At 65.6% G+C, this 18,763-nt stretch carries 21 protein-coding genes; 13 read left to right on the top strand and 8 right to left on the bottom strand.

The window, feature by feature from the left end:
• The 5 genes from osmF to ACW9UR_RS16510 form a co-directional block, all read right to left on the bottom strand.
• Positions 1-909, bottom strand: coding sequence for a glycine betaine ABC transporter substrate-binding protein OsmF (gene osmF / locus ACW9UR_RS16530; protein WP_458918156.1), 909 nt, complete (start codon positions 907-909; stop codon positions 1-3).
• A gap of 96 nt (positions 910-1,005) precedes the next feature.
• Positions 1,006-1,185 (bottom strand): hypothetical protein, encoded by a 180-nt coding sequence (locus ACW9UR_RS16525; protein ID WP_458918155.1) that lies wholly within the window; start codon positions 1,183-1,185, stop codon positions 1,006-1,008.
• 24 nt (positions 1,186-1,209) lie between these two features.
• The gene (locus ACW9UR_RS16520) at positions 1,210-2,058 is read right to left on the bottom strand and encodes an NAD(P)H-binding protein (protein ID WP_458918154.1); all 849 of its coding nucleotides are present in this window, start codon (positions 2,056-2,058) and stop codon (positions 1,210-1,212) included.
• Between the two features lie 93 nt (positions 2,059-2,151).
• Positions 2,152-2,643, bottom strand: a complete 492-nt coding sequence (locus ACW9UR_RS16515) for a nuclear transport factor 2 family protein (RefSeq protein WP_458918153.1) — start codon at positions 2,641-2,643, stop codon at positions 2,152-2,154.
• A gap of 14 nt (positions 2,644-2,657) precedes the next feature.
• A complete protein-coding gene (locus tag ACW9UR_RS16510) occupies positions 2,658-3,500 on the bottom strand; it encodes a nuclear transport factor 2 family protein (protein WP_458918152.1) in 843 nt (280 codons plus the stop codon).
• A 158-nt stretch (positions 3,501-3,658) separates the two neighbouring features.
• On the opposite strand from ACW9UR_RS16510, the gene ACW9UR_RS16505 reads away from it, so the two are divergent.
• The gene (locus tag ACW9UR_RS16505; protein ID WP_458918151.1) at positions 3,659-4,552 is read left to right on the top strand and encodes a LysR family transcriptional regulator; all 894 of its coding nucleotides are present in this window, start codon (positions 3,659-3,661) and stop codon (positions 4,550-4,552) included.
• 170 nt (positions 4,553-4,722) lie between these two features.
• On the opposite strand, the gene ACW9UR_RS16500 is transcribed toward ACW9UR_RS16505, so the two are convergent.
• Positions 4,723-4,929, bottom strand: a complete 207-nt coding sequence (locus ACW9UR_RS16500; RefSeq protein WP_458918150.1) for a hypothetical protein — start codon at positions 4,927-4,929, stop codon at positions 4,723-4,725.
• Positions 4,930-5,110: 181 nt separating this feature from the next.
• Here ACW9UR_RS16500 and ACW9UR_RS16495 point away from each other — a divergent pair, with 181 nt between their 5' ends.
• The 12 genes from ACW9UR_RS16495 to ACW9UR_RS16440 all read left to right on the top strand — a co-directional run bounded on the left by ACW9UR_RS16495 (position 5,111) and on the right by ACW9UR_RS16440 (position 16,161).
• Complete coding sequence (locus ACW9UR_RS16495) at positions 5,111-6,604, top strand: winged helix-turn-helix domain-containing tetratricopeptide repeat protein (RefSeq protein WP_458918149.1); 1,494 nt, start codon at positions 5,111-5,113, stop codon at positions 6,602-6,604.
• 167 nt (positions 6,605-6,771) lie between these two features.
• Positions 6,772-7,608, top strand: a complete 837-nt coding sequence (locus ACW9UR_RS16490; protein WP_458918148.1) for a transporter substrate-binding domain-containing protein — start codon at positions 6,772-6,774, stop codon at positions 7,606-7,608.
• Between the two features lie 70 nt (positions 7,609-7,678).
• The gene (locus tag ACW9UR_RS16485) at positions 7,679-8,464 is read left to right on the top strand and encodes an amino acid ABC transporter ATP-binding protein (protein ID WP_458918147.1); all 786 of its coding nucleotides are present in this window, start codon (positions 7,679-7,681) and stop codon (positions 8,462-8,464) included.
• Between the two features lies 1 nt (position 8,465).
• Positions 8,466-9,149: an amino acid ABC transporter permease gene (locus ACW9UR_RS16480; protein WP_458918146.1), complete on the top strand. Its 684-nt coding sequence runs from the start codon at positions 8,466-8,468 to the stop codon at positions 9,147-9,149.
• A gap of 3 nt (positions 9,150-9,152) precedes the next feature.
• A complete protein-coding gene (locus tag ACW9UR_RS16475) occupies positions 9,153-9,818 on the top strand; it encodes an amino acid ABC transporter permease (RefSeq protein WP_458918145.1) in 666 nt (221 codons plus the stop codon).
• Positions 9,819-9,835: 17 nt separating this feature from the next.
• Positions 9,836-10,765, top strand: coding sequence for an N-carbamoyl-D-amino-acid hydrolase (locus ACW9UR_RS16470; RefSeq protein WP_458918144.1), 930 nt, complete (start codon positions 9,836-9,838; stop codon positions 10,763-10,765).
• Position 10,766: 1 nt separating this feature from the next.
• Positions 10,767-11,381, top strand: coding sequence for a flavin reductase family protein (locus ACW9UR_RS16465; RefSeq protein ID WP_458918143.1), 615 nt, complete (start codon positions 10,767-10,769; stop codon positions 11,379-11,381).
• A 17-nt stretch (positions 11,382-11,398) separates the two neighbouring features.
• Positions 11,399-12,334 (top strand): dihydrodipicolinate synthase family protein, encoded by a 936-nt coding sequence (locus ACW9UR_RS16460; RefSeq protein WP_458918142.1) that lies wholly within the window; start codon positions 11,399-11,401, stop codon positions 12,332-12,334.
• Positions 12,334-13,119: an SDR family oxidoreductase gene (locus tag ACW9UR_RS16455; protein WP_458918141.1), complete on the top strand. Its 786-nt coding sequence runs from the start codon at positions 12,334-12,336 to the stop codon at positions 13,117-13,119. Before ACW9UR_RS16460 ends, ACW9UR_RS16455 begins: the two co-directional genes overlap by 1 nt.
• Positions 13,120-13,130: 11 nt before the next feature.
• Entirely contained in the window at positions 13,131-14,603 is a 1,473-nt protein-coding gene (hydA, locus tag ACW9UR_RS16450) for a dihydropyrimidinase (protein ID WP_458918140.1), read from the top strand.
• A complete protein-coding gene (locus tag ACW9UR_RS16445) occupies positions 14,600-15,253 on the top strand; it encodes an aspartate/glutamate racemase family protein (protein ID WP_458918139.1) in 654 nt (217 codons plus the stop codon). Before hydA ends, ACW9UR_RS16445 begins: the two co-directional genes overlap by 4 nt.
• Complete coding sequence (locus tag ACW9UR_RS16440; RefSeq protein WP_458918138.1) at positions 15,253-16,161, top strand: LysR substrate-binding domain-containing protein; 909 nt, start codon at positions 15,253-15,255, stop codon at positions 16,159-16,161. Before ACW9UR_RS16445 ends, ACW9UR_RS16440 begins: the two co-directional genes overlap by 1 nt.
• A gap of 52 nt (positions 16,162-16,213) precedes the next feature.
• Here ACW9UR_RS16440 and ACW9UR_RS16435 read toward each other — a convergent pair whose 3' ends face one another.
• On the bottom strand, positions 16,214-17,863 hold the full coding sequence (locus ACW9UR_RS16435; RefSeq protein ID WP_458918137.1) for a flotillin family protein: 1,650 nt from the start codon (positions 17,861-17,863) through the stop codon (positions 16,214-16,216).
• Positions 17,864-17,944: 81 nt separating this feature from the next.
• The gene (locus ACW9UR_RS16430; protein ID WP_458918136.1) at positions 17,945-18,706 is read right to left on the bottom strand and encodes an OB-fold-containig protein; all 762 of its coding nucleotides are present in this window, start codon (positions 18,704-18,706) and stop codon (positions 17,945-17,947) included.
• Between the last annotated feature and the right edge of the window lie 57 nt (positions 18,707-18,763).

The raw sequence follows: 18,763 nt of genomic DNA, 5'->3' as shown, positions 1-18,763 counted from the left end.
TCAGTCGAGGATGCCGATCTCGGTGAGATAGGCGCGGGCCACCGCCTCAGCCGGCTCGCCGCCGACCTGGATGCGGCCGTTGAGCTTCTGTAGCGTCGCCATGTCAAGTCCGTCGAAGATCGGGTTCAGCACCTCCGCGATGGCGGGATATTCCTCAAGAACCTCCGCGCGCACCACGGGCGCGGGTTCGTAGACCGGCTGCACACCCTTGTCGTCCACCATCACCACCAGCCCGGTGGCGCCAACGCCGCCGTCAGTACCGTAGGCCATCGCCGCGTTCACCCCCGAGGTGCCGCGGGCGGCAGCCTGGATCGTCGCCGCGGTGTCGCCGCCCGCCAGGACCACGGTCTGGTCGGCGGAAAGGACGAAGCCGTAGGCCTCCTGCATGGCGGGCAGGACCGCCGGAGAGGACACGAACTCGGACGAGGCGGCCAGTTTCACCGCGCCGCCCCCCGCGACCCAGTCGCCGAAATCGGACATGGTGGCAAGATCGTTCTCGGCAGCCAGTGGGCCGGTCACGGCAATGGCCCAGGTGTTGTTCGCCGGGGCCGAGTTCAGCCACATCAGATCGTTCTCGGCAGCGTCGAGCTCGGCCGCGCGGGCGTGTGCCGCCTCGGCGTCTTTCCAGATCTCGCTGTCGGCCTCGTTGAAGAAATAGGCGGCGTTGCCGGTGTACTCTGGATAAAGATCGATCTGCCCGGCGAGCAGCGCCTCGCGCACGACCTGCGTGGCGCCCAGTTGCAGGCGGCGTTCCACCGGCAGGCCGGCGTCCTCTAGCGCCAGCGCGATGACGTTGCCCAGAAGGCCGCCTTCGGTGTCGATCTTCGAGGAAATCACGATGTCCGCCTGCGCGGCAGCGCTCAGCGCGCCGGTAAGGCCGACGACGGCGACGAGGAAATCAAATTTCATGGTGAGGGCACTCCTTGAGCCTGTCTGCTCGGTCGTATCGCGGTGCGATTCGGTTTGGAGTCTAGTGCCTCCTGCTGCTGCGCCAAGGGCATGGGATCACGTTCGCGTATCCTGCTGACAAAACTCACCGCCCGCATCGGCAGGCGCCGGTTTCAGGTGTTCGGCCAGACGCGCCTGCAGATAGCGGTCCGGCAATTGGATGATCCCGATGCCGCGCAGCGCCGCGTCCTCCAGCGCCCAGCCGCTTTTGTAACGCGGGCTGCCGTTGACCCGCACCGAAACCCGGGCGCCAACCGGACGTCACGCGTCGCGTAGCGCGTCGAAGTAGGCATCCCAGCCTTGGTGCGATCGAGCGGCGGCGGCCTCGTAGTCGCTGGCGTTGTCCAGCGCACCGTCCCGGATGCTCTGGTAGATGCCGGCGATGATCGGGCCGAAGAATTCGCCCAGTTCGGCAATGCGGTCGGCCCTGTAGTCCTCGATCGACATCGGGCGATAGACCAGTGCCGTGTCGAAGGCGCGGCTCATGTAGGCGGCAAGCTCGGTCTGGGTGATCGGCGTGCCGTTCAGATTGTAGGTCTTGCCGTTGTGCTCGGCGCCCGTCAGCAGGCAGGCATAGGCGTAACCCAGTTCCGAGCGGGTAGTGTAGCCGCATTTGCCGTCGCCCGCGCAGTTGGCGATCTCGCCCGCCTTCCGGTAGCTGTCGATGTATTCGACGTCCGGCTCGATGTAGACACCGTTGCGACCGATCACCCAGTCGAGCCCGCTGGCGCGGACGTCCGCCTCGGTCCTGCGGTTGCTCTGGATCACAGGAGAGAAGCTGGTGCCTTCCTCGGCTCCCTGGACGCTGGTGTAGACGATCTTTTGCACGCCCGCAGTCTTGGCGGCTTCGATCACGGTGCGGTGCTCGGCAATGCGGTCCTCGGGCGCGCGGTTGCCCGAGACCAGCAGAAGCGCATCCACCCCAGCCAGCGAAGCCTCCAGTTGCGCCCGGTCGGAATAGTCTCCGGGCCGCACCTCGATGCCCAGGTCCGCGACATGGGACCGGGTGCGGGCAAGGCCGATGACGGGCCGACCGGTGCCGGTGGCGACTACGGCCCGCGCGATCGCGGCTCCGAGTTGGCCGGAAACGGCGGTAATGGCGATGGTCATGCGGTCTCTCCTTCAATGGACGGGCCTGCCCCCGCGGGGACAGGCCAGAGCGTTTGCATCAGTAGAGGGGTAACGGGGCGTCGGCGCCCGGTGTCAGCCGTGATATGCTTTGCTGACGGCGTAGCTGTCCTCGAACCAGTTCCACAGCGTGACCTTACCGTCGCGGACCTTGGCGCGGAGCGCGAAGGTGAACGGGCCGGTCACCTTGCCGGATTTCGTGGTGATCGCGTTCATGTTTCCGAAGACGGCGACCGTATCGCCCGAGGCGAAGGCGTCGGTATTCTCCCACGCGGTGGTCTGGAAGTTCTCACCGAAGATGCCCATGAACTCGAAGACCTTCTCCTTGCCTTCCCAGGTCCCGATCCAAGGCAGCGAGCCGTCGCCCTCGTTCTGCCAGACCATGTCGTCGGCCATCAACTCCGCGACCTTGGCGCTGTCTCCGGCGCCCATTGCGCCCATGAAGGCCATGACGGTGTCAAAGCTCGCCTGCGTTTCGCTGTCCATTTCCTGTGCTCCTGCTTGGGTTCCAAGGATCGCCACGAGCGTGGCGCCGATCGAGGTGGTGAGTAGGGTTCTGCGGTCCATATGGTCCTCCGATTTCAGAACTTGCCGGATTCGTTGTGGGGGGCGTCCGGGCCGGGCATCGGCGAGATGACGTCCCAGTGCTCGACGATCAGCCCGTCTTCGAGGCGGAACAGGTCGTAGAACGCCATGTGCTGGTCGCCTAAGGAGCCGTCCGAGAGGGTCAGCACGAAGTTGCCTTCGCCGATGACCATGTGCACCTCGTTGTAGGCCATCGGCGCGCCCTTCTCGGCGCTGTCCTGCAGGAAGGCGCCGAAAGCGGCGAGCCCGTCGCCGACCATCGAGTTGTGCTGGATGTAGGTCTCGGGGCTGACGTATTGGGTGAAGTCGATCTTTTCGCCGTTGATCAAGCCGCGGGTCAGCAGTTCGGTCACAACGGCCTTGTTCGCTTCGGTCTTGTCGAGATCGGTGATCTCGGTCGCGCCGTCGATCTGGCTATGGCCCGAGGGATTGGGCGCGGCCTCCGGTGTCAGGTTGTCCCAGTGCTCGACGATCTTCCCGTCTTCCAGCCGGAAGACGTCGAAGGCGATCATCGGCGTCTCGCCGAAACCCTCGTAGCGACCATGGAATGCGACCAGGTCGCCCTCGGCGATGACGCGGGCGAAGTCGGCCTTGAATTCGCCGCTCTGGCCGAGCATCCCGATGAGGGCCTTGAGCGCGTCCGTCCCGTCGGCAACCTCGGGATTGTGCTGAATGTAGCCCGGCGCAAAGTACTGATCGACTGCGTCGGGGTTGCTTTCGGCAAGCGTCGCGGTCAGCGCCTCGATGGCGAGTGCCTTGTTGGCAGCGGTGTCTGCGGGTGCGGCAAGCGGCTGGGCTGCCAGCAACAGAGCAGAGGTGAGAAGGCCTTTGGTCGTCATGTCTCTTCGCAGTCCTTTGCGTCTCGAGCGATGATGGTTCGAACGACACGAGGGGGCGGAGGATCCCGGCCGGCTTCGTGCTCGCAGTGAACCTATTGACGCATGGTCACTTTCAGTATCCGGTCATTCCGGAAGGGATAGTTCGGCCAGGCGGAACAATGATCGACCATCTGAGAAACATGGCCGTCTTCGCGCGGGTGGTGGACGAGGGCTCGTTCCGGGCGGCCGCGAAGTCCATCGGGCTGGCCCCGTCGCGCGTCAGCCAGACCGTTTCCGACCTCGAGCATCACCTAGGCGTCACGCTGCTCTACCGGACCACGCGCAAGATCGCCCTGACCAACGAGGGCCGGATCCTGCATGCCCGCGTGACCGAGATGCTGCGCAGCGCCGAGACCGGGATCAACGAGTTGAACGCCCTGTCGGATGAGCCGACTGGCACGCTCAGGGTCTCGATGCCGGCATTCCTGTCGGCCTCGCGTTTTTCCACGGCGATCGCCGAGTTCACCCGGCGGCATGCGCATGTCTCGCTATCGGTGTCCTGCACCGATCACCGCCGCGACCTTCTGGAGGATGGGTTCGACGTCAACATCCGGGCCGGCTGGCTCGACGACAGCTCGATGATGTCCCGAAAGCTGGACGTCATCGAGCGCAGCCTCGTCGTTGGCGCCGACTATGCGCGGGCGCGCCCTGCCGTCAGCCATCCCTCGGATCTGGAGGACTGGGACTGGATCCGTTACCAGCAACGCTCCGACGCTGCCGAACTGACCACGGCCTCGGGCGAGAAGGCGCGGGTTCTGGGTCAGTCGCGGCTGTCGGTGGACAGTGTCGGCGCGCTCTATCATTTCACCTGCCGCAATCACGGCGTGACGATCCTGCCCGCGTTCCTGGCGGAACAAGGCGAGGCTTCGGGCGACCTGGTCCGCCTGCTGCCCGATTGGAGCCTGCGCCCGCTGGGCATCTATGCGGTGTGGCCGGACAACTCGCGCAGGAACAACCTGACGCTCGCCTTCGTACGGTTCCTGGCCAGCGCGCAACAGCAGCCGGACGCTTGACGCTTTCGGCCCTTGGGGGCGTGTCAGTCAGTACTCGGTCCAGCGGTTATCGCGCCCGCTTGAGGCGAAGGCAGGAAGGCGACGGTGCAGGCAATCTGATCGAACGCCGGCAACCGGCCGATGAACCGGCACTTGGTGCCCGGCCTCGGGTTGCCGGAGTCACCCACATTCTACTTCCTGACACCGGCGGTTCCTGCCTGGTCCAGACTGCTCAAGCTGGCGCTTTTCGGAAAGGTGCGAACCGGTTTGGTGATGGCCGCGAGAATGTGGCGGAGCATCGAGCGGGCCGCCTCGGCTTGCAGTTCGCGCACGTTCTGCCGCCGGGTCTCGGTAATGTCGGTGTAGTGGGTCAGGGTGTGGGCTTCCTGGCGGTTCATGTCGTTTCCTCCGATCCATCGTGGGTTGCAGTGCATGAACAGAAGGTGCCACCGATGGCGTGCCGGCGCTTTCAGGAGGCATCCTGAAAGCGTCCAGATTGTCTTCATTCGCCTTGAGAAACGGCCCTTCGCGTGCTCATCTCGATAGATGGGCGATGGGACACTCATTTCGTTCGAAGATGTGCAGATCGATACCGCGCGTGGCGAGCTGAGCCGGGACGGAGTGCCCGTCGCGCTCGAGCCACAGGTCCTGGATCTGATCGTCTATCTTGCCTCGAACCCCGGAACGGTCCTGACGAGGGACGATCTGATCGCGCACGTCTGGGCCGGGCGTATCGTGTCCGACAGTGCGATCTCTAGCCGTATCAACGCGGCGCGAACCGCGCTTGGCGACGACGGCCAGGCGCAGCGGCTGATACGGACGATCCCGCGCCGGGGCTATCGGTTCGAGGGCACTGTGGTGGATGGTCCGGCCTCGATCGAGGCTATCGCAACCGGCAAGCCCTCGGTCGCGGTGCTGCCGTTCCGCAATCTGTCGGGGGAGCCCGAGGAGGCGTATTTCTGTGACGGGATAACGAACGACATCATCATCGGGCTGGCGCGATGCCGGGAATTGTTCGTGATCGCGCGGCAGTCGTCCTTCGCCTATCGCGATGGCGAGCTTCCTCTGCCTCAGATTGCCCGCGAGTTGGGGGTGCAATACATATTGGAAGGCGGAGTCCGACGGGCGGGGGACCGGATCCGCGTCACCGCGCAATTGATCGACCCCGAGAGCGGCGCCCATCTGTGGGCCGATCGGTTCGACCGGAACATCGTGGATATCTTCGAGGTTCAGGACGATATCACCTCAACCATCGTCAACACGTTGACCGGCGAGATCACTCGGGACAGGTATCGGCGGTCGCTGGCCAAGTCCTCCGACAAGGTGGATGCCTACGATCACTTCCTTCGAGCGTCCGAATTCAACTACGTGGGCGGCAGGGACGATGTAATTGCGGCGCGCGACGAGGCGCTGAAAGCCATTGCGATTGACCCGCTGTTGGCGCGGGCGCATGCCCTTATCGCCTGGACCTATATCGCGGATTTCCTGAACGCCTGGGGAGAGGGACCGGACCATGCCATCGCCAAGGCGCGCGACTATGCCCTGGCCGCGGTCAAGGCTGATGGGCAGGAGCCGCTCGGTTATGCCGTGCTCGGCTGGGTCTACATGTGTCTGAAGGATTTCGACCGTGGCCTGGCTGAACAGCGCCGCGCCATCGGGGACAATCCCGGCAATGCGCATTACCGCAGTCTCTATGCTTTTACGCTCGCCTATGCCGGGCGGTCGGAGGAGGCGATCGAAGAACTGGAGAAAGCGATGGTTCTCAACCCACGCTATCCCGATCTTTATGACGCCCACTATGGCCGCGCGCTCTTCAATCTGCGGCGATACGAGGAAGCGATCCGTCCGCTGCAGAAAATCCGGACATCTCAGCCCGGGAACGGCAACGCGATCGCGGTGGCGGCCGCCTGCTATGCAGCCTTGGGCAGGCTTGACGAGGCACATGCGGCAGTTGACGAGGTCCGCGCTGCAAATCCGAAGTATACGCTTGAATATGCGCGGCGATACATTCCGTTCGCAAAGAAGGAAGACCTGGAACATTTCCTGACAAACCTTGAGCGTGCGGGGCTCTAGCGGGCTGGTCAGTTCCGCCGATCATTCGCTGCGTCCAAGGGAAAAATATAAGGCTGGCTTATAGATCAATCTGAATAAAAATAAGTATTGACCCATTTTGGCAGTGAAACCTGCGACCGAGCTTATAATGTTGCAGCGCAGAACAAAGCCAACAGGGATCTGAAATCATGCTTGCACGGAAAACGACGGCCGCAATGGCCGCGGTGCTTGCGCTTGCCACCGCGGCTCAGGCGCAGGACACGACCTACAAGGTTGCGCTCGACGGAACCTTCGCGCCCCACGCCATGCCGAAGTTGGGTGGTGGCATAGAGGGGTTCAACGTGGATCTCGCGAACATCATCGGCGAGCGCCTCGGGGCCGAGATGGACATCGTCGCGACCCAGTTCTCGGGGATCCTGCCGGGCCTGCAGGCCGGAACATACGATTTCGTCGTCGCGCCCACGACCATAACCGAGGAACGGGCGGCGAACCTTCTGTTCTCTGAGGGCTACCTGAACACCGACTTCCAGTTCGTCGTGGCCAACGATGCGCCGGAGATTACCGACATGGACGGGTTCGCCGGCAAGGTCATCGCCGTCAACAAGGGCTCGGTCTATGATAGCTGGGCGCGGGAGCTCGAAGGCGAGATCGGCTGGACGGTGGAAAGCTATGGCACCAACACCGATGCGGTGCAGGCGGTTGTCTCGGGGCGGGCGTTCGCCAACGTGGCGGGCAACACCGTCTCGGCCTGGGCGGCGAAGCAGAACCCGAACGTGAAGCTCAGCTACCTGTTCTCGACCGGCAAGGTCTGGGGCATGCCGTTCCGCAAGGGCGACGAGGAACTGCGCGCCACGGTCGAAAGCGTGATCGAGTGCATGAAGATCGACGGCACAATCGCCGAACTGCACGAGAAATGGTTCGGAACGGCCCCGGCCGAGGGCTCGGCCGCTGTTACACCCGTCGCCGGTTTTGGTGAACCTGGTTTCGAAGGCTATGTCGATGACGGTCACGAGCCGTCCTGCTGAGGCCATGTGGCCAGGCCCCCGGCGCCTGTTGCGCGCCGGGGGCCTGGCCCGAACCGGAAGGAGCCAGGGCATGACCGAGCCCCGTGCCGCCGTCTCGGCTGCCTCCGCGCAGGGGCGGCGCCAACCGGCGCTGGAGATCGCGGCGCTGTACAAGTCCTATGGCGACACACAGGTGCTGAGCGGCATCAACCTCAAGGTCGCGCCAAGCGAACTGGTCTTCGTGCTCGGTCCCTCGGGCAGCGGCAAGTCGACCATGCTACGCTGCTGCAACCGGCTGGAAGAACCGGATTCCGGCGAGATCCTTCTTAAGGGCTCGCGGGTCACCGGGCCCGGCGTCAACCTCAACCAGATCCGCCAGCGGATCGGAATGGTGTTCCAAGCGTTCAACCTCTACCCGCATCTGACCGCGCTGAAGAACGTCACACTGGCGCTGCGCAAGGTCCGGGGCATGTCCCGCGCCGAGGCCGAGGCCCGCGCCATCGAGGCGCTGACCCAGGTCGGGCTTGCGGACAAGGCGGGCAACCATCCCTCGGCCCTGTCCGGCGGGCAGCAGCAGCGCGTCGCCATCGCCCGCGCCTTGGCGCTGGAGCCCGAGGTGATGCTGTTCGACGAGCCGACCTCGGCACTGGACCCGGAACTCGTGGGCGATGTGCTGGCGGTGATGCGGGACATGAAATCGGCGGGCATGACCATGCTTGTCGTCAGCCACGAGATGAAGTTTGCGCAAGAAGCGGCCGACCGGGTGATTTTCATGGATGGTGGCAACATCATTGAGCAGGGCCCGCCCGAGCAGATCTTTGGTGCTCCGCAGCACCAGCGCACACAGGCGTTCCTGTCGCGCGTGACCGGGGCGTGAAATGACCCAGCTGGAGCGGTTTCTCGACACGTTTTTCAACGCCGAGGTGCTGGCGAAATACGCGCCCGCGATCCTGCAGGGCGTCTGGGTGACGATCGAGCTGTCTGTCCTGATAGTGCTGTCGGGCATCGCGCTAGGCGGGTTCCTGGCCTGTCTGCGGGCCTACCGCGTGCGGCTTCTGTCCTTCGGCATCGTCATCTTCGCGGACATCTTCCGTGCGCTGCCGCCGCTGGTGCTGATCCTGATCGTCTATTTCGGCCTACCGAACGCGGGGATCTTCCTGTCCAGTTTTGTCGTGCTCTACGCGATCCTGACGCTGATCCTCGCCGCCTTCGCCGAGGAGATCATCTGGGCCGGCATCACCTCGGTGCCGAAAGGCCAGTGGGAGGCCGCGCGCTCGACCGGGCTGGGGTTCACACAGGCGCTGGTCTGGGTGGTGCTGCCGCAAGCGGTGCGGCTGGCGATCCCACCGCTGACCAACCGCGCCATCGCGATCACCAAGATGACCGCGCTCGGCACGGTGATCGGCGTGCCAGACATCCTGAACCAGGCGACGACGGCGCAAAGTTTCTCAGGCAATGCATCGCCGCTGATACTGGCTGCGGTCGCCTATGTCCTGCTGTTCATGCCCTTCGTGGTGCTGTCACGCTGGCTGGAAAGCCGCTTTGCCTGGCGGAAGGTGTAGGCAATGGAAAAGTTTGCCGAGCAGTTCCTGAACCTGGAGATCATGGCCGCTGCCTGGCCGACGGTCGTTCAGGGCCTGTGGGTCACGCTGCTGATCTGCGCCGTGGTAATCCCCATGGGCATGGCCGGAGGGCTGCTTACGGCCCTCGGCTCGCTCTCGCCGCTGCGCGCGGTGCGCTGGCCGGTCATCGCCTTCGTCGACCTCTTCCGCGCGATCCCGCCCTTGGTGCTGCTGATCTTCGTCTATGCCGGGCTGCCCTTCGCCGGGCTGGACATCAGCCCGTTCACGGCGGTGGCGGTCGCGTTCTTCCTGAACAACTCTGCCTATTACGGCGAGATCTTCCGGGCGGGGCTGCTGTCGGTCGGTACCGGCCAGACCGAGGCCGCGCGCTCGACCGGGCTCAGCGCGGGGCAGGCGCTGGCGCACGTGGTGCTGCCGCAAGCGGTGCGCAACGTGCTGCCCGACCTGATCTCGAACACGGTCGAGGTGGTCAAGCTGACCTCGCTCGCCTCGGTGGTTTCGCTGGGCGAGATGCTGCACCAGGCGGACCTGGCGCGCTCGGTCACCTACAACGCCTCGCCCATCGTGCTGGCGGCGGGGATCTACCTTGCACTTCTTTGGCCCTGCGTCCGGCTGATCAGCCGGTTCGAGCGGCGCATCGCAACATAAGTCATCGGAGGAACAACATGCGGGAAATCGTGATCGGAGGCGCGCAGATGGGCCCGATCCAGCGGGCCGACAGCCGCGATGCTGTGGTCGCGCGGATGATCGCGCTACTGGAGCAGGCGGCCGGAAAGGGCTGCGATCTGGTAGTCTATCCCGAGCTTTGCCTGACGACCTTCTTCCCGCGTTGGATGATGGAAGACCAGGCCGAGGTCGACGCGTGGTTCGAGCGCGAGATGCCGAACGCGGCGACCCAGCCGCTGTTCGACCGGGCGCGCGAACTGGGGATAGCGATGAGCTTCGGATATGCCGAACTGACCCCCGAGGGCCGGCATTTCAACACCTCGATCCTCACAGACCGGCAGGGCAACATCGTCGGCAAGTACCGCAAGGTGCATCTGCCGGGGCATTCGGAATACGACACCGAGCGTGCGTTCCAGCACCTCGAGAAGCGCTATTTCGAGCCGGGCGACCTGGGCTTCCCGGTCTGGCGCAACATGGACGCGTGGATGGGCATGTGCATCTGCAACGACCGCCGCTGGCCCGAGACCTATCGCGTCATGGGCCTACAGGGCGTGGAGTTGATCACGCTGGGCTACAACACGCCCTCGGTGAACAGCCAGATGTCTGACGAGGGGCCGGAGCATCGGCTCTATCATTCCGAGCTGTCGATGAAGGCTGGGGCCTATCAGAACTCCGCCTGGGTCGTCGGCGTCGCCAAGGCCGGGGTCGAGGACGGTCACCCGCTGATCGGCGGCAGCGTCATCGTCGATCCCAACGGCTTCGTCGTGGCGCGCGCCGAGACCGAAGAGGATGAGTTGATCGTCCACGCCTGCGACATGGACGCCTGCACTTTCGGCAAGGAAACCATCTTCGACTTCAAGCGTCACCGGCGGATCGAGCACTACTCGCGGATCTGCAACCAGACGGGCGTCGTCCACCCGGGGGAATGAGATGCACCTGGATCTCGACGCGCTCGCGCCCCGGGACCGCTACAAGCTGCTCACGGCAGTGGTGATCCCGCGCCCGGTGGCCTGGGTCACGACCCAGAGCCCTGAGGGCGTGGTAAACGCGGCGCCGTTTTCATTCTTCAACGTCTTCGGAGAGGACCCGGCCACCATCGTTCTGGGCCTTCAGCATCGCGAAGGCGGTGAGCGCAAGGACACCACCCGCAATATCGACGCGACCGGCGAGTTCGTGGTCAATATCGCGACGCCCGACCTGACCGGGGCAATGGTCGCGACCGCCGCCGCCTATGGCGCGGACGAGGGCGAACCGGAGGCGCTGGGGCTGGAGGTCGCGCCGTCGGTCAAGGTGCGCCCGCCCCGGCTGGCCGCCGCGCCAGTCTCGATCGAATGCCGCAAGATCGTCTCGCTGGCCTTCGGGCCGGGGCGCGAGATCCTGATCGGCGAGGCTATCGGCCTGGCGGCCCGGGACGGGCTGATCGACCCAGACCGTTTGCATGTCGATTGGGGCGATGATTGGCCCGTCGCGCGTCTGTTTGCCGACCGCTACGCTCGGCTGGAAGAGATTGACCGGCACGCGATCCCACCCGCGCCGGCGAAATGAACATCACGGGAGTGAACATGAGCAACCTGATCCACCGGGAGTCCGCGGGCGTCTTCGTCATCGCCGCGACCCCGTTCGCCGGGAACGGCGCGCTGGACCTCGAAAGCACCGATCGCATGGTCGATTTCTACCTCGAGACGGGCGTCACCGGCATGACCATCCTCGGCATCATGGGCGAGGCGCCCAAGTTGGCCGGGGACGAATCTCAGGCTTTTGCCCGCCGGGTACTGGACCGTGTTGCAGGCCGGGTGCCGGTGATTGTCGGCGTCTCGGGCGCGGGGCTCGACAACATGGCGCGGCTGACGGGTTCGGTAATGGATGCCGGCGCTGCAGGCGTGATGGTCGCGCCTCCTCAGGGCCTCGCGCCGGAGGACAGGCAGCGGGGCTATTTCGCGCAGGTCTGCAGGACGCTGGGCGAGGATGTTCCGGTCTGCCTGCAGGACTATCCGTTGACCCTGAACAGCTGGTTCTCGGTCGAGACGATCCTGCAGTTGACGGTCGACCATCCGCAGATCGTCATGCTGAAGCACGAGGACTGGCCGGGTCTGACCAAGCTTTCCCGCGTCCGCGCAGAAAGTGGAACCGGCGACGTGCCGCGCCTGTCGATCCTGACCGGCAATGCGGGCCTGTTCCTGCCGATGGAGATGGCGCGCGGCGCGGATGGCGCAATGACCGGCTTCGCGTACCCCGAGATGATGGTGCAGGTCGTGGCGCGTCATAAGGCGGGCGACGTGGACGGGGCCGAGGATCTGTTCGACGCCTATCTGCCGCTGGTCCGCTACGAACAGCAGCTGGGCCTCGGGCTGGCGATCCGCAAGGAAATCCTGCACCGTCGGGGCGTGCTGGCCGCGCCGGCTGTCCGCGCGCCGGGACCGAAGCTGACCGATCTCGACATGGCCGAGTTGACCCGGCTGATGACACGTCTCGACAAGCGACTGAAGGAGCTGGGCTGATGGATCTGGGACTGAAGGGCAAACGTGCGCTGGTGATGTCGTCAAGCCGGGGCCTGGGCCTTGGCATCGCGCAGGCGCTGGCCGCCGAGGGCGCAGAGGTGCTGATGACCGGCCGTTCCGAGGACAAGCTGAAGGCGGCAGCCGATGCGATCAACGCGAAAGGCCAGGGCTCGGCGCGCTGGGTCGCCTGCGATCTGAACGATCCCACCTCGGTCGACGTGCTGGCGCAGGCGGCCGCCGATATGGGCGGGGCGGATATCCTTGTCGCCAACACCGGCGGACCGCCTCCGGGGCGGATGGCGGATGCGGATCAGCAGGTGCTCGAGACGCAGATGCAGGCCATGGTGTTTCGCGTGACCGCGCTGGCGGCAAAGCTGGTGCCGCACATGCAGGCGCAGGGCTGGGGGCGGATCATCGCGGTCGGCAGCTCGGGCGTTATCCAGCCGATCCCGAACCTGGGCCTGTCGAACCTGATCCGCTCGGCGCTGGTCGGCTGGGCCAAGTCGATGTCGAACGACCTCGCCGCCGACGGGATCACCGTGAACATGCTGCTGCCGGGCCGGATCCACACCGAACGGGTGGACGAGCTGGATGGCGCCGTAGCCAAGCGCACCGGCAAGGACCTGGACGAGGTCCGCGCCGCCAGCCGCGCGACGATCCCAGCAGGCCGCTATGGCACCGTGCAGGAGTTCGCGGACGTTGCGACCTTCCTAGCCAGTGAACGCGCGTCCTATGTCACCGGCAGCCTCGTGCGCTGCGACGGTGGCCAGATACGCTCGGTCTGAAGGGGGGAGACATGGAATTCGACCTGGTCATTCGCGGCGGCACCGTCGCCACCGCCTCGGACACGTTCCGCGCCGATATCGGTATCCGCGACGGCCGCATCGCCGCGCTGGCCGAGGGGTTGGAGGCTCCGGACATGATCGATGCCACCGGCAAGCTGGTGCTGCCCGGCGGGATCGAGGCGCATTGCCACATCGCACAGGAAAGCGCGACCGGGGGCATGACGGCGGACGATTACCGATCCGGCTCGATCAGCGCGGCCTTTGGCGGCAACTCAAGCTTCGTGCCGTTCGCCGCGCAGCATCGCGGTATGGGCGTGATAGAAACGCTGGACCTTTACGACAGCCGCGCGAAGGGCGCCTCGGTGATCGACTACGGCTATCATCTGATCGTCGCCGACCCGACCGAGAAGGTGCTGACCCAGGAGCTGCCGCAGGCTTTCGCCCGGGGCGTGACCTCGTTCAAGGTCTTCATGACCTACGATCTGATGCGGATCGACGACAGCCAGTTCCTGGACATCCTGACCGTCGCCCGCGAGAACGGCGCACTGACCATGGTCCATGCCGAGAACAACGGCATGATCAAGTGGATGTCGGACCGGCTGCTGGCGGGCGGAAACGCGGCGCCGCGCTATCACGCCATCAGCCATCCCGCGCTGGCCGAGGCCGAGGCGATCAACCGCGCGATCATGCTGGCGCGACTGGCCGATGCACCGCTGCTGATCGTGCATGTCTCAACGCCCGAGGGGGCGGGGCTGGTGCATGACGCGCGACTCGCCGGGGCCAAGATCTTCGGCGAGACCTGCCCGCAGTACTTCTTCCTGACCCGCGAGGATCTGGACCATCCAGGGATGGAGGGCGCGAAGTTCATGTGCTCGCCGCCGGTGCGCGATACCGCCACGCAGGAGGTCCTGTGGCGGCACTTGCAGGCCGGAACGTTCAGCCTGTTTTCGTCCGATCACGCGCCCTATCGCTTCGACGACAGCGGCAAGCTGTCGAAAGGGCCGGACGCCACGTTCAAGCAGATCGCCAATGGTATGCCGGGGCTGGCCGTGCGGCTGCCGCTGCTGTTCAGCGAAGGCGTCGCCGCCGGGCGGATCACTTTGCAGCAGTTCGTGGCGCTGTCCTCGACGAATGCCGCGAAGATCTACGGGATGCACCCGCGCAAGGGGACGATCGCGGTCGGCTCGGACGCCGATATCGCGATCTGGGACCCGAACCTGACCCGAACCGTCCGACTGGCGGATCAGCACGACAACATGGATTACACCCCCTATGAGGGGCGGGAGCTGACCGGCTGGCCCGTCACCGTGCTGTCGCGGGGCGAGCGTGTCGTCTATGGTGGTGAGCTGGTCGCCGAACCCGGACGCGGACAGTTCATCAAGCGCGACCGGATCGACCTGACCGGGATGCCCGGCCACCTCGCCCCCGAGGTGATCCCAGCGCAAAACTTCGGCGCGCACATCCTGCCGGAGGGTCCGGCATGAGCGGGCCGATCCTTGTCATCAACCCGAACTCGAACGAGGCCGTCACCGAGGGCCTGCGGGGTGCCGTCGCCGCCTTCGCCTTGTCGGGGGGTCCGCAGATCGAATGCGTGACGCTGACCGAGGGTCCGTTCGGCATCGAGAGCCAGCTCGACAGCGACAGCGTCACGGTGCCACTTGCCCGACTGGTCGAGGCGCGTTCCGACGCGGCGGCATTCGTCATCGCCTGCTACTCCGACCCCGGGATCGACACCTGCCGCAGCGTGACCGCCGCGCCGGTCTTCGGCATGCAGGAGGCCGGGGTGATGACCGCGCTGGCCCGTGGCGACCGCTTCGGGGTGATCGCCATCGCCGACGCTTCGATCCGGCGGCATCTGCGCTACCTCCGACGCCTCGGCGTGACGGACCGGCTGGCGGGTGAGCGGCCGCTGGGCATCAGCGTCGACGAAAGCGCGCGCGGCACGGGCACGTTCGACCGGCTGGTCGAGGTTGGCACCGCACTCAAGGGAGACGGGGCCGACGTGATCCTGCTGGGCTGCGCGGGACTTTCGGTGCACCGCGCCCGGCTGGAGGCAGAGCTATCCGTTCCGGTCATCGACCCCACTCAGGCCGCCGTCGCGATGGCCCTCGGCACGCTGCTGGCGGCTGGCTGATGCGGATCGACCGGCGCAATGACCTGTCGCTCAGGCTGCTGGAAATCTTCGGCTCGATGATGCTGCGCCAGACGACGGTAGACACGGCGGCGGACCTCGGGATTTCGCAACCCGCCGTGTCGCTGGCGATCAAGCAGTTGGAAGGCCAGCTGGGCTTTCCACTGTTCGAGCGCCGCAATCGCCGCCTTCTTCCGACCGAAGAGGCGCGTAGCCTGTTCGCCGAGATCGAGCCGATCTTCCTGCAGCTCCGGGCTGTCGAGGGCCATGTGCGCGACCTGCGCAAGGGCACCGCCGGCAAGTTGCGGGTCATCGCCACGCCGCCGCTGGGGCATTCGGTGATCCCGGTGGCGCTACGGAACTTCCTCGCGGACCGGCCCGGCGTTTCGGTGCACTACGATGTGCGCCGGCTGGAGAACGTGATCGAAGAGGTCGAGGCGGGGGCCTCGGAGCTTGGCGTGGTGTTGGGGCTCTACAGCCATCCCGCGGTGGAGGTCCGGGTGCTGCGACGGGACGATATGGTCGCGCTTGTCCGCCACGACCATCCGCTTGCCAGCGCGGACGATATCACCCCGAAGGATTGCGAGGAGTACGGACATATCGGGCTGGATATCGCCTCTCGCCTCGGCCAGGCCACGCAGGCCTCTTTCGACGAGGCGGGCGTGCCGTACCTGCCGCGCGTCGAGGTGCGCTATTGCCATACGGCAGCGGTGATGGCGAACGCGGGTCTGGGGATCGCGGTGGTCGACCGCTACACCGCCGGGTTCCTTTCGAATCTCGAGCTTTCGGTTCATCCGTTCACGCCGGCGGTCTCGGTCGGGGCCTGCCTCATCACGCGACGGAACGTGCCCCTGTCAAGGATGGCGCAGGGGTTCATCGACGAGATCGAGGCGGCGCTGAACCGGTCCTGAGCCCGGCGCCCCGCGCCGCTGGCGGCGCGAAGCAGTTGCATCAGGGCCTGGATCACTCCGCGGCGGTCACGTCCGTAGTCTCTCCGGAAACGGGCGCGGCGGGCAGAGCATCGGCGACGGTCTTGCCCAGCTTCTCGGTAGAGAACTCGTTCTCAATGATTGCAGCGAGCCCGGTGTCCATGTTCACCCCGACCGATTTCCCGATGGCGGTAAGTGCGGGCAGTTCGAACGCGTTGCGGCGGATCTCGTCGAAGGCCTGGTTGATCAGCCCCTCGCTGCCGCTGGTGCGCGCACCGTCGAGTGTCCCGCCGTCGCGCCCGCCGTTCAGGCCGTCGACCTTGTGAATGGTGATGCCCTGGATCTTCTCGGCCGGCTTGACCATCTCGGCGACGATGCCGGGCAGGGCGTCCAGCCGCGCCTTGGCGAGGCGGAAGTCGATTATCTCGCCCGACAGCGAGTTTTCGGCGTCGATCTGGGCACGTGTGCCCTCGGCGTCGGCCAGTTTCTCTTCCTTCATGGCCGCGGCCTTGATGGTGATCTGGTCGGCCTCGGCCTGGGCGAGTTCGCGCATCGCAGCGGCGCGGTCCTCGGCAGCCTGGCGCTCGGCAGCGGCCGAGACGCGGATCGAAGTGGCGTTGCGCTCGGCTTCCTCCTCGGCGGCGAGGATGGTCAGGCGCTTCTGGCGCTCACCCTCGGCCAGTCTGCGCTCGGTCTCGATCGACTCGGTCGCCTTGATCGCCTCGGCCTTGGCACGGTCGGCGGCGGCGCGGGCCTCCGACTCGGCCTGGCTCTTCTCGGCGATGGCGATCTGCCGGTTCTGCTCGGCGATTTCGATCGCCTGCTGGCGCGCGATCCGGGCCTCCTCGGCGGCCTTCTCGGCTTCCTCGCGACGATACGCCTTCTCGGCGGCCTCGCGGGCGGCGAGCGCCTCCATCTTCACCCGCTGCTCGACGCGGGCTTCTTCCTGCTCGCGCTCGACCGCATATTTCTGCACCTCGGCGTCCTGCCGGTGACGGGCGACGGCGACCTCGGCGTCAGCTTCGATCTCGGCGCGGCGCTTGCGACTTTCGGCTATGCGCTCGGCCTGGTGCTTCAGGCCCTCGGCGTTGAAGACGTTGTTCTCGTCGAGACCCTCCAGCGGTGTCTGGTCGAGCGCGGTCAGCGAGACCGACTCCAGCGCAAGGCCATTTTTGCGCAGATCCTCGACCACCGTCTGCTGCACCTGCTGCACGAAGTTCGAGCGGTTCTCGTGCAGGTCATCGAGGTCCATTTTGGCGGCCACGGCGCGCAGGCCGTCGACCAGCTTGCCCTCGATCATCTCGCGCAGCGCGTTCTCGTCGAAGGTGCGGTCACCCAGCGTCTGCGCGGCCTTGGCTATGCCTTCCTCGGTGGTCTCGCCAGTCACGTAAAATTCGACACCGACGTCGACACGCATCCGGTCCTTGGTAATCAGCGCGGACTCGCCCGAGCGTTTTACCTCGAGTCGGGTGGTCCGCATGTTGATCCGGGTCACCTCGTGCAGGACCGGGATAACCATGGTCCCGCCGTCGATGATGACCTTGCGCCCGCCTGTGCCGGTCTTAACGAGGCTCACCTCGCGGGTGGAGCGCTTGTACATGCGCGCGAAGGTCAGGCCGATCACGAGAAGCGCGCCGAACAGGATGGCCGCCGGAAGGGTTATGCCCATGAATACTGTTTGCATGTCGATTTCTTTCTGGCTTGGAGAGTTTGGTTGGAATGGATGGCGACCCGGTCCGGCCCGCCGCTTGGAATGGGGTTGAGGTCAGCCGATCTCGACAAGGCGTAGACCGCGGCGGGGCAGGCACAGCACTAGCACCTCGGAACCCTCCGCGATCACATCCGCGTCCGCGAGCGGTTCGACCATGATGTAATGGGTGTTGCCGTAGCGGTCGCTGACCCGGACCTGCGCCGGGTGGCCCTTGCGCGCGGTGCCAACAGTCACGATGCCCTTGCGGCGGCCGAGGCTACGTTCCGACACGGCGGCAGTCTCGTCGCGGGGGATCAGCCGGGCGACGAAGCCCGAGAGCCTGCGGGTCAGGGCCGCCGCGCCGATGAAGGCGACCGGTGCCATTATCCAGACCGGCAGCATGATGCCGAACGCGCCGTAGAGCAGGATCTGCGGCGACAGCCCGAGGCTGGCGAAGCAGGCGGCGAAGAGCGCCAGCGACGCCGAGAGTGGCAGCGCACGCAGCCCAAGCAGGTCGAGTGCGGTTCCGAGGGTCGAGGTCGCTTCCGCGCCGCTTGCAGCAGGGGTTCCAACGTCTATGGCCCCGACCTGCGCGGCGATTTCCGCCTCAATACTGGCGGCGATACCGGGGTCGATGTCCATCTCGGTGGCGATGTCGGCAGCGCCCATGCCGATGAAGTCGCCCGTATCGGGGGCGTTCAGTTCCGGGGCGTCGGCCTTAACGCTGCCGGACAGGCCGACCGCGAGCAACAGGATCTCCAACCCGAGAAAAGCGAAGACCAGGACCGCTGAAACGAGGAACGGTCGAAGTCCGTCTTGTGAAAGTATCTCGATCATCCAAATGCACCCGTCGTGAATGTTCTTGGGCAGGACGCACTGCCTGCGGAGTAATTG

The organism is Halovulum sp. GXIMD14794 (assembly GCF_054457455.1).
Note: the sequence above shows the minus strand (reverse complement) of the source record. Positions and strands in the feature narration are given on the sequence as shown.

Excerpts from the sequence above, each read along its gene's own strand:
- osmF (WP_458918156.1), bottom strand. The coding sequence starts at position 909 with ATGAAATTTGATTTCCTCGTCGCCGTCGTCGGCCTTACCGGCGCGCTG.
- ACW9UR_RS16520 (WP_458918154.1), bottom strand. The coding sequence starts at position 2,058 with ATGACCATCGCCATTACCGCCGTTTCCGGCCAACTCGGAGCCGCGATC.
- ACW9UR_RS16515 (WP_458918153.1), bottom strand. The coding sequence starts at position 2,643 with ATGGACCGCAGAACCCTACTCACCACCTCGATCGGCGCCACGCTCGTG.
- ACW9UR_RS16510 (WP_458918152.1), bottom strand. The coding sequence starts at position 3,500 with ATGACGACCAAAGGCCTTCTCACCTCTGCTCTGTTGCTGGCAGCCCAG.
- ACW9UR_RS16505 (WP_458918151.1), top strand. The coding sequence starts at position 3,659 with ATGATCGACCATCTGAGAAACATGGCCGTCTTCGCGCGGGTGGTGGAC.
- ACW9UR_RS16500 (WP_458918150.1), bottom strand. The coding sequence starts at position 4,929 with ATGAACCGCCAGGAAGCCCACACCCTGACCCACTACACCGACATTACC.
- ACW9UR_RS16490 (WP_458918148.1), top strand. The coding sequence starts at position 6,772 with ATGCTTGCACGGAAAACGACGGCCGCAATGGCCGCGGTGCTTGCGCTT.
- ACW9UR_RS16485 (WP_458918147.1), top strand. The coding sequence starts at position 7,679 with ATGACCGAGCCCCGTGCCGCCGTCTCGGCTGCCTCCGCGCAGGGGCGG.
- ACW9UR_RS16480 (WP_458918146.1), top strand. The coding sequence starts at position 8,466 with ATGACCCAGCTGGAGCGGTTTCTCGACACGTTTTTCAACGCCGAGGTG.
- ACW9UR_RS16475 (WP_458918145.1), top strand. The coding sequence starts at position 9,153 with ATGGAAAAGTTTGCCGAGCAGTTCCTGAACCTGGAGATCATGGCCGCT.
- ACW9UR_RS16470 (WP_458918144.1), top strand. The coding sequence starts at position 9,836 with ATGCGGGAAATCGTGATCGGAGGCGCGCAGATGGGCCCGATCCAGCGG.
- ACW9UR_RS16465 (WP_458918143.1), top strand. The coding sequence starts at position 10,767 with ATGCACCTGGATCTCGACGCGCTCGCGCCCCGGGACCGCTACAAGCTG.
- ACW9UR_RS16460 (WP_458918142.1), top strand. The coding sequence starts at position 11,399 with ATGAGCAACCTGATCCACCGGGAGTCCGCGGGCGTCTTCGTCATCGCC.
- ACW9UR_RS16455 (WP_458918141.1), top strand. The coding sequence starts at position 12,334 with ATGGATCTGGGACTGAAGGGCAAACGTGCGCTGGTGATGTCGTCAAGC.
- hydA (WP_458918140.1), top strand. The coding sequence starts at position 13,131 with ATGGAATTCGACCTGGTCATTCGCGGCGGCACCGTCGCCACCGCCTCG.
- ACW9UR_RS16445 (WP_458918139.1), top strand. The coding sequence starts at position 14,600 with ATGAGCGGGCCGATCCTTGTCATCAACCCGAACTCGAACGAGGCCGTC.
- ACW9UR_RS16440 (WP_458918138.1), top strand. The coding sequence starts at position 15,253 with ATGCGGATCGACCGGCGCAATGACCTGTCGCTCAGGCTGCTGGAAATC.
- ACW9UR_RS16435 (WP_458918137.1), bottom strand. The coding sequence starts at position 17,863 with ATGCAAACAGTATTCATGGGCATAACCCTTCCGGCGGCCATCCTGTTC.
- ACW9UR_RS16430 (WP_458918136.1), bottom strand. The coding sequence starts at position 18,706 with ATGATCGAGATACTTTCACAAGACGGACTTCGACCGTTCCTCGTTTCA.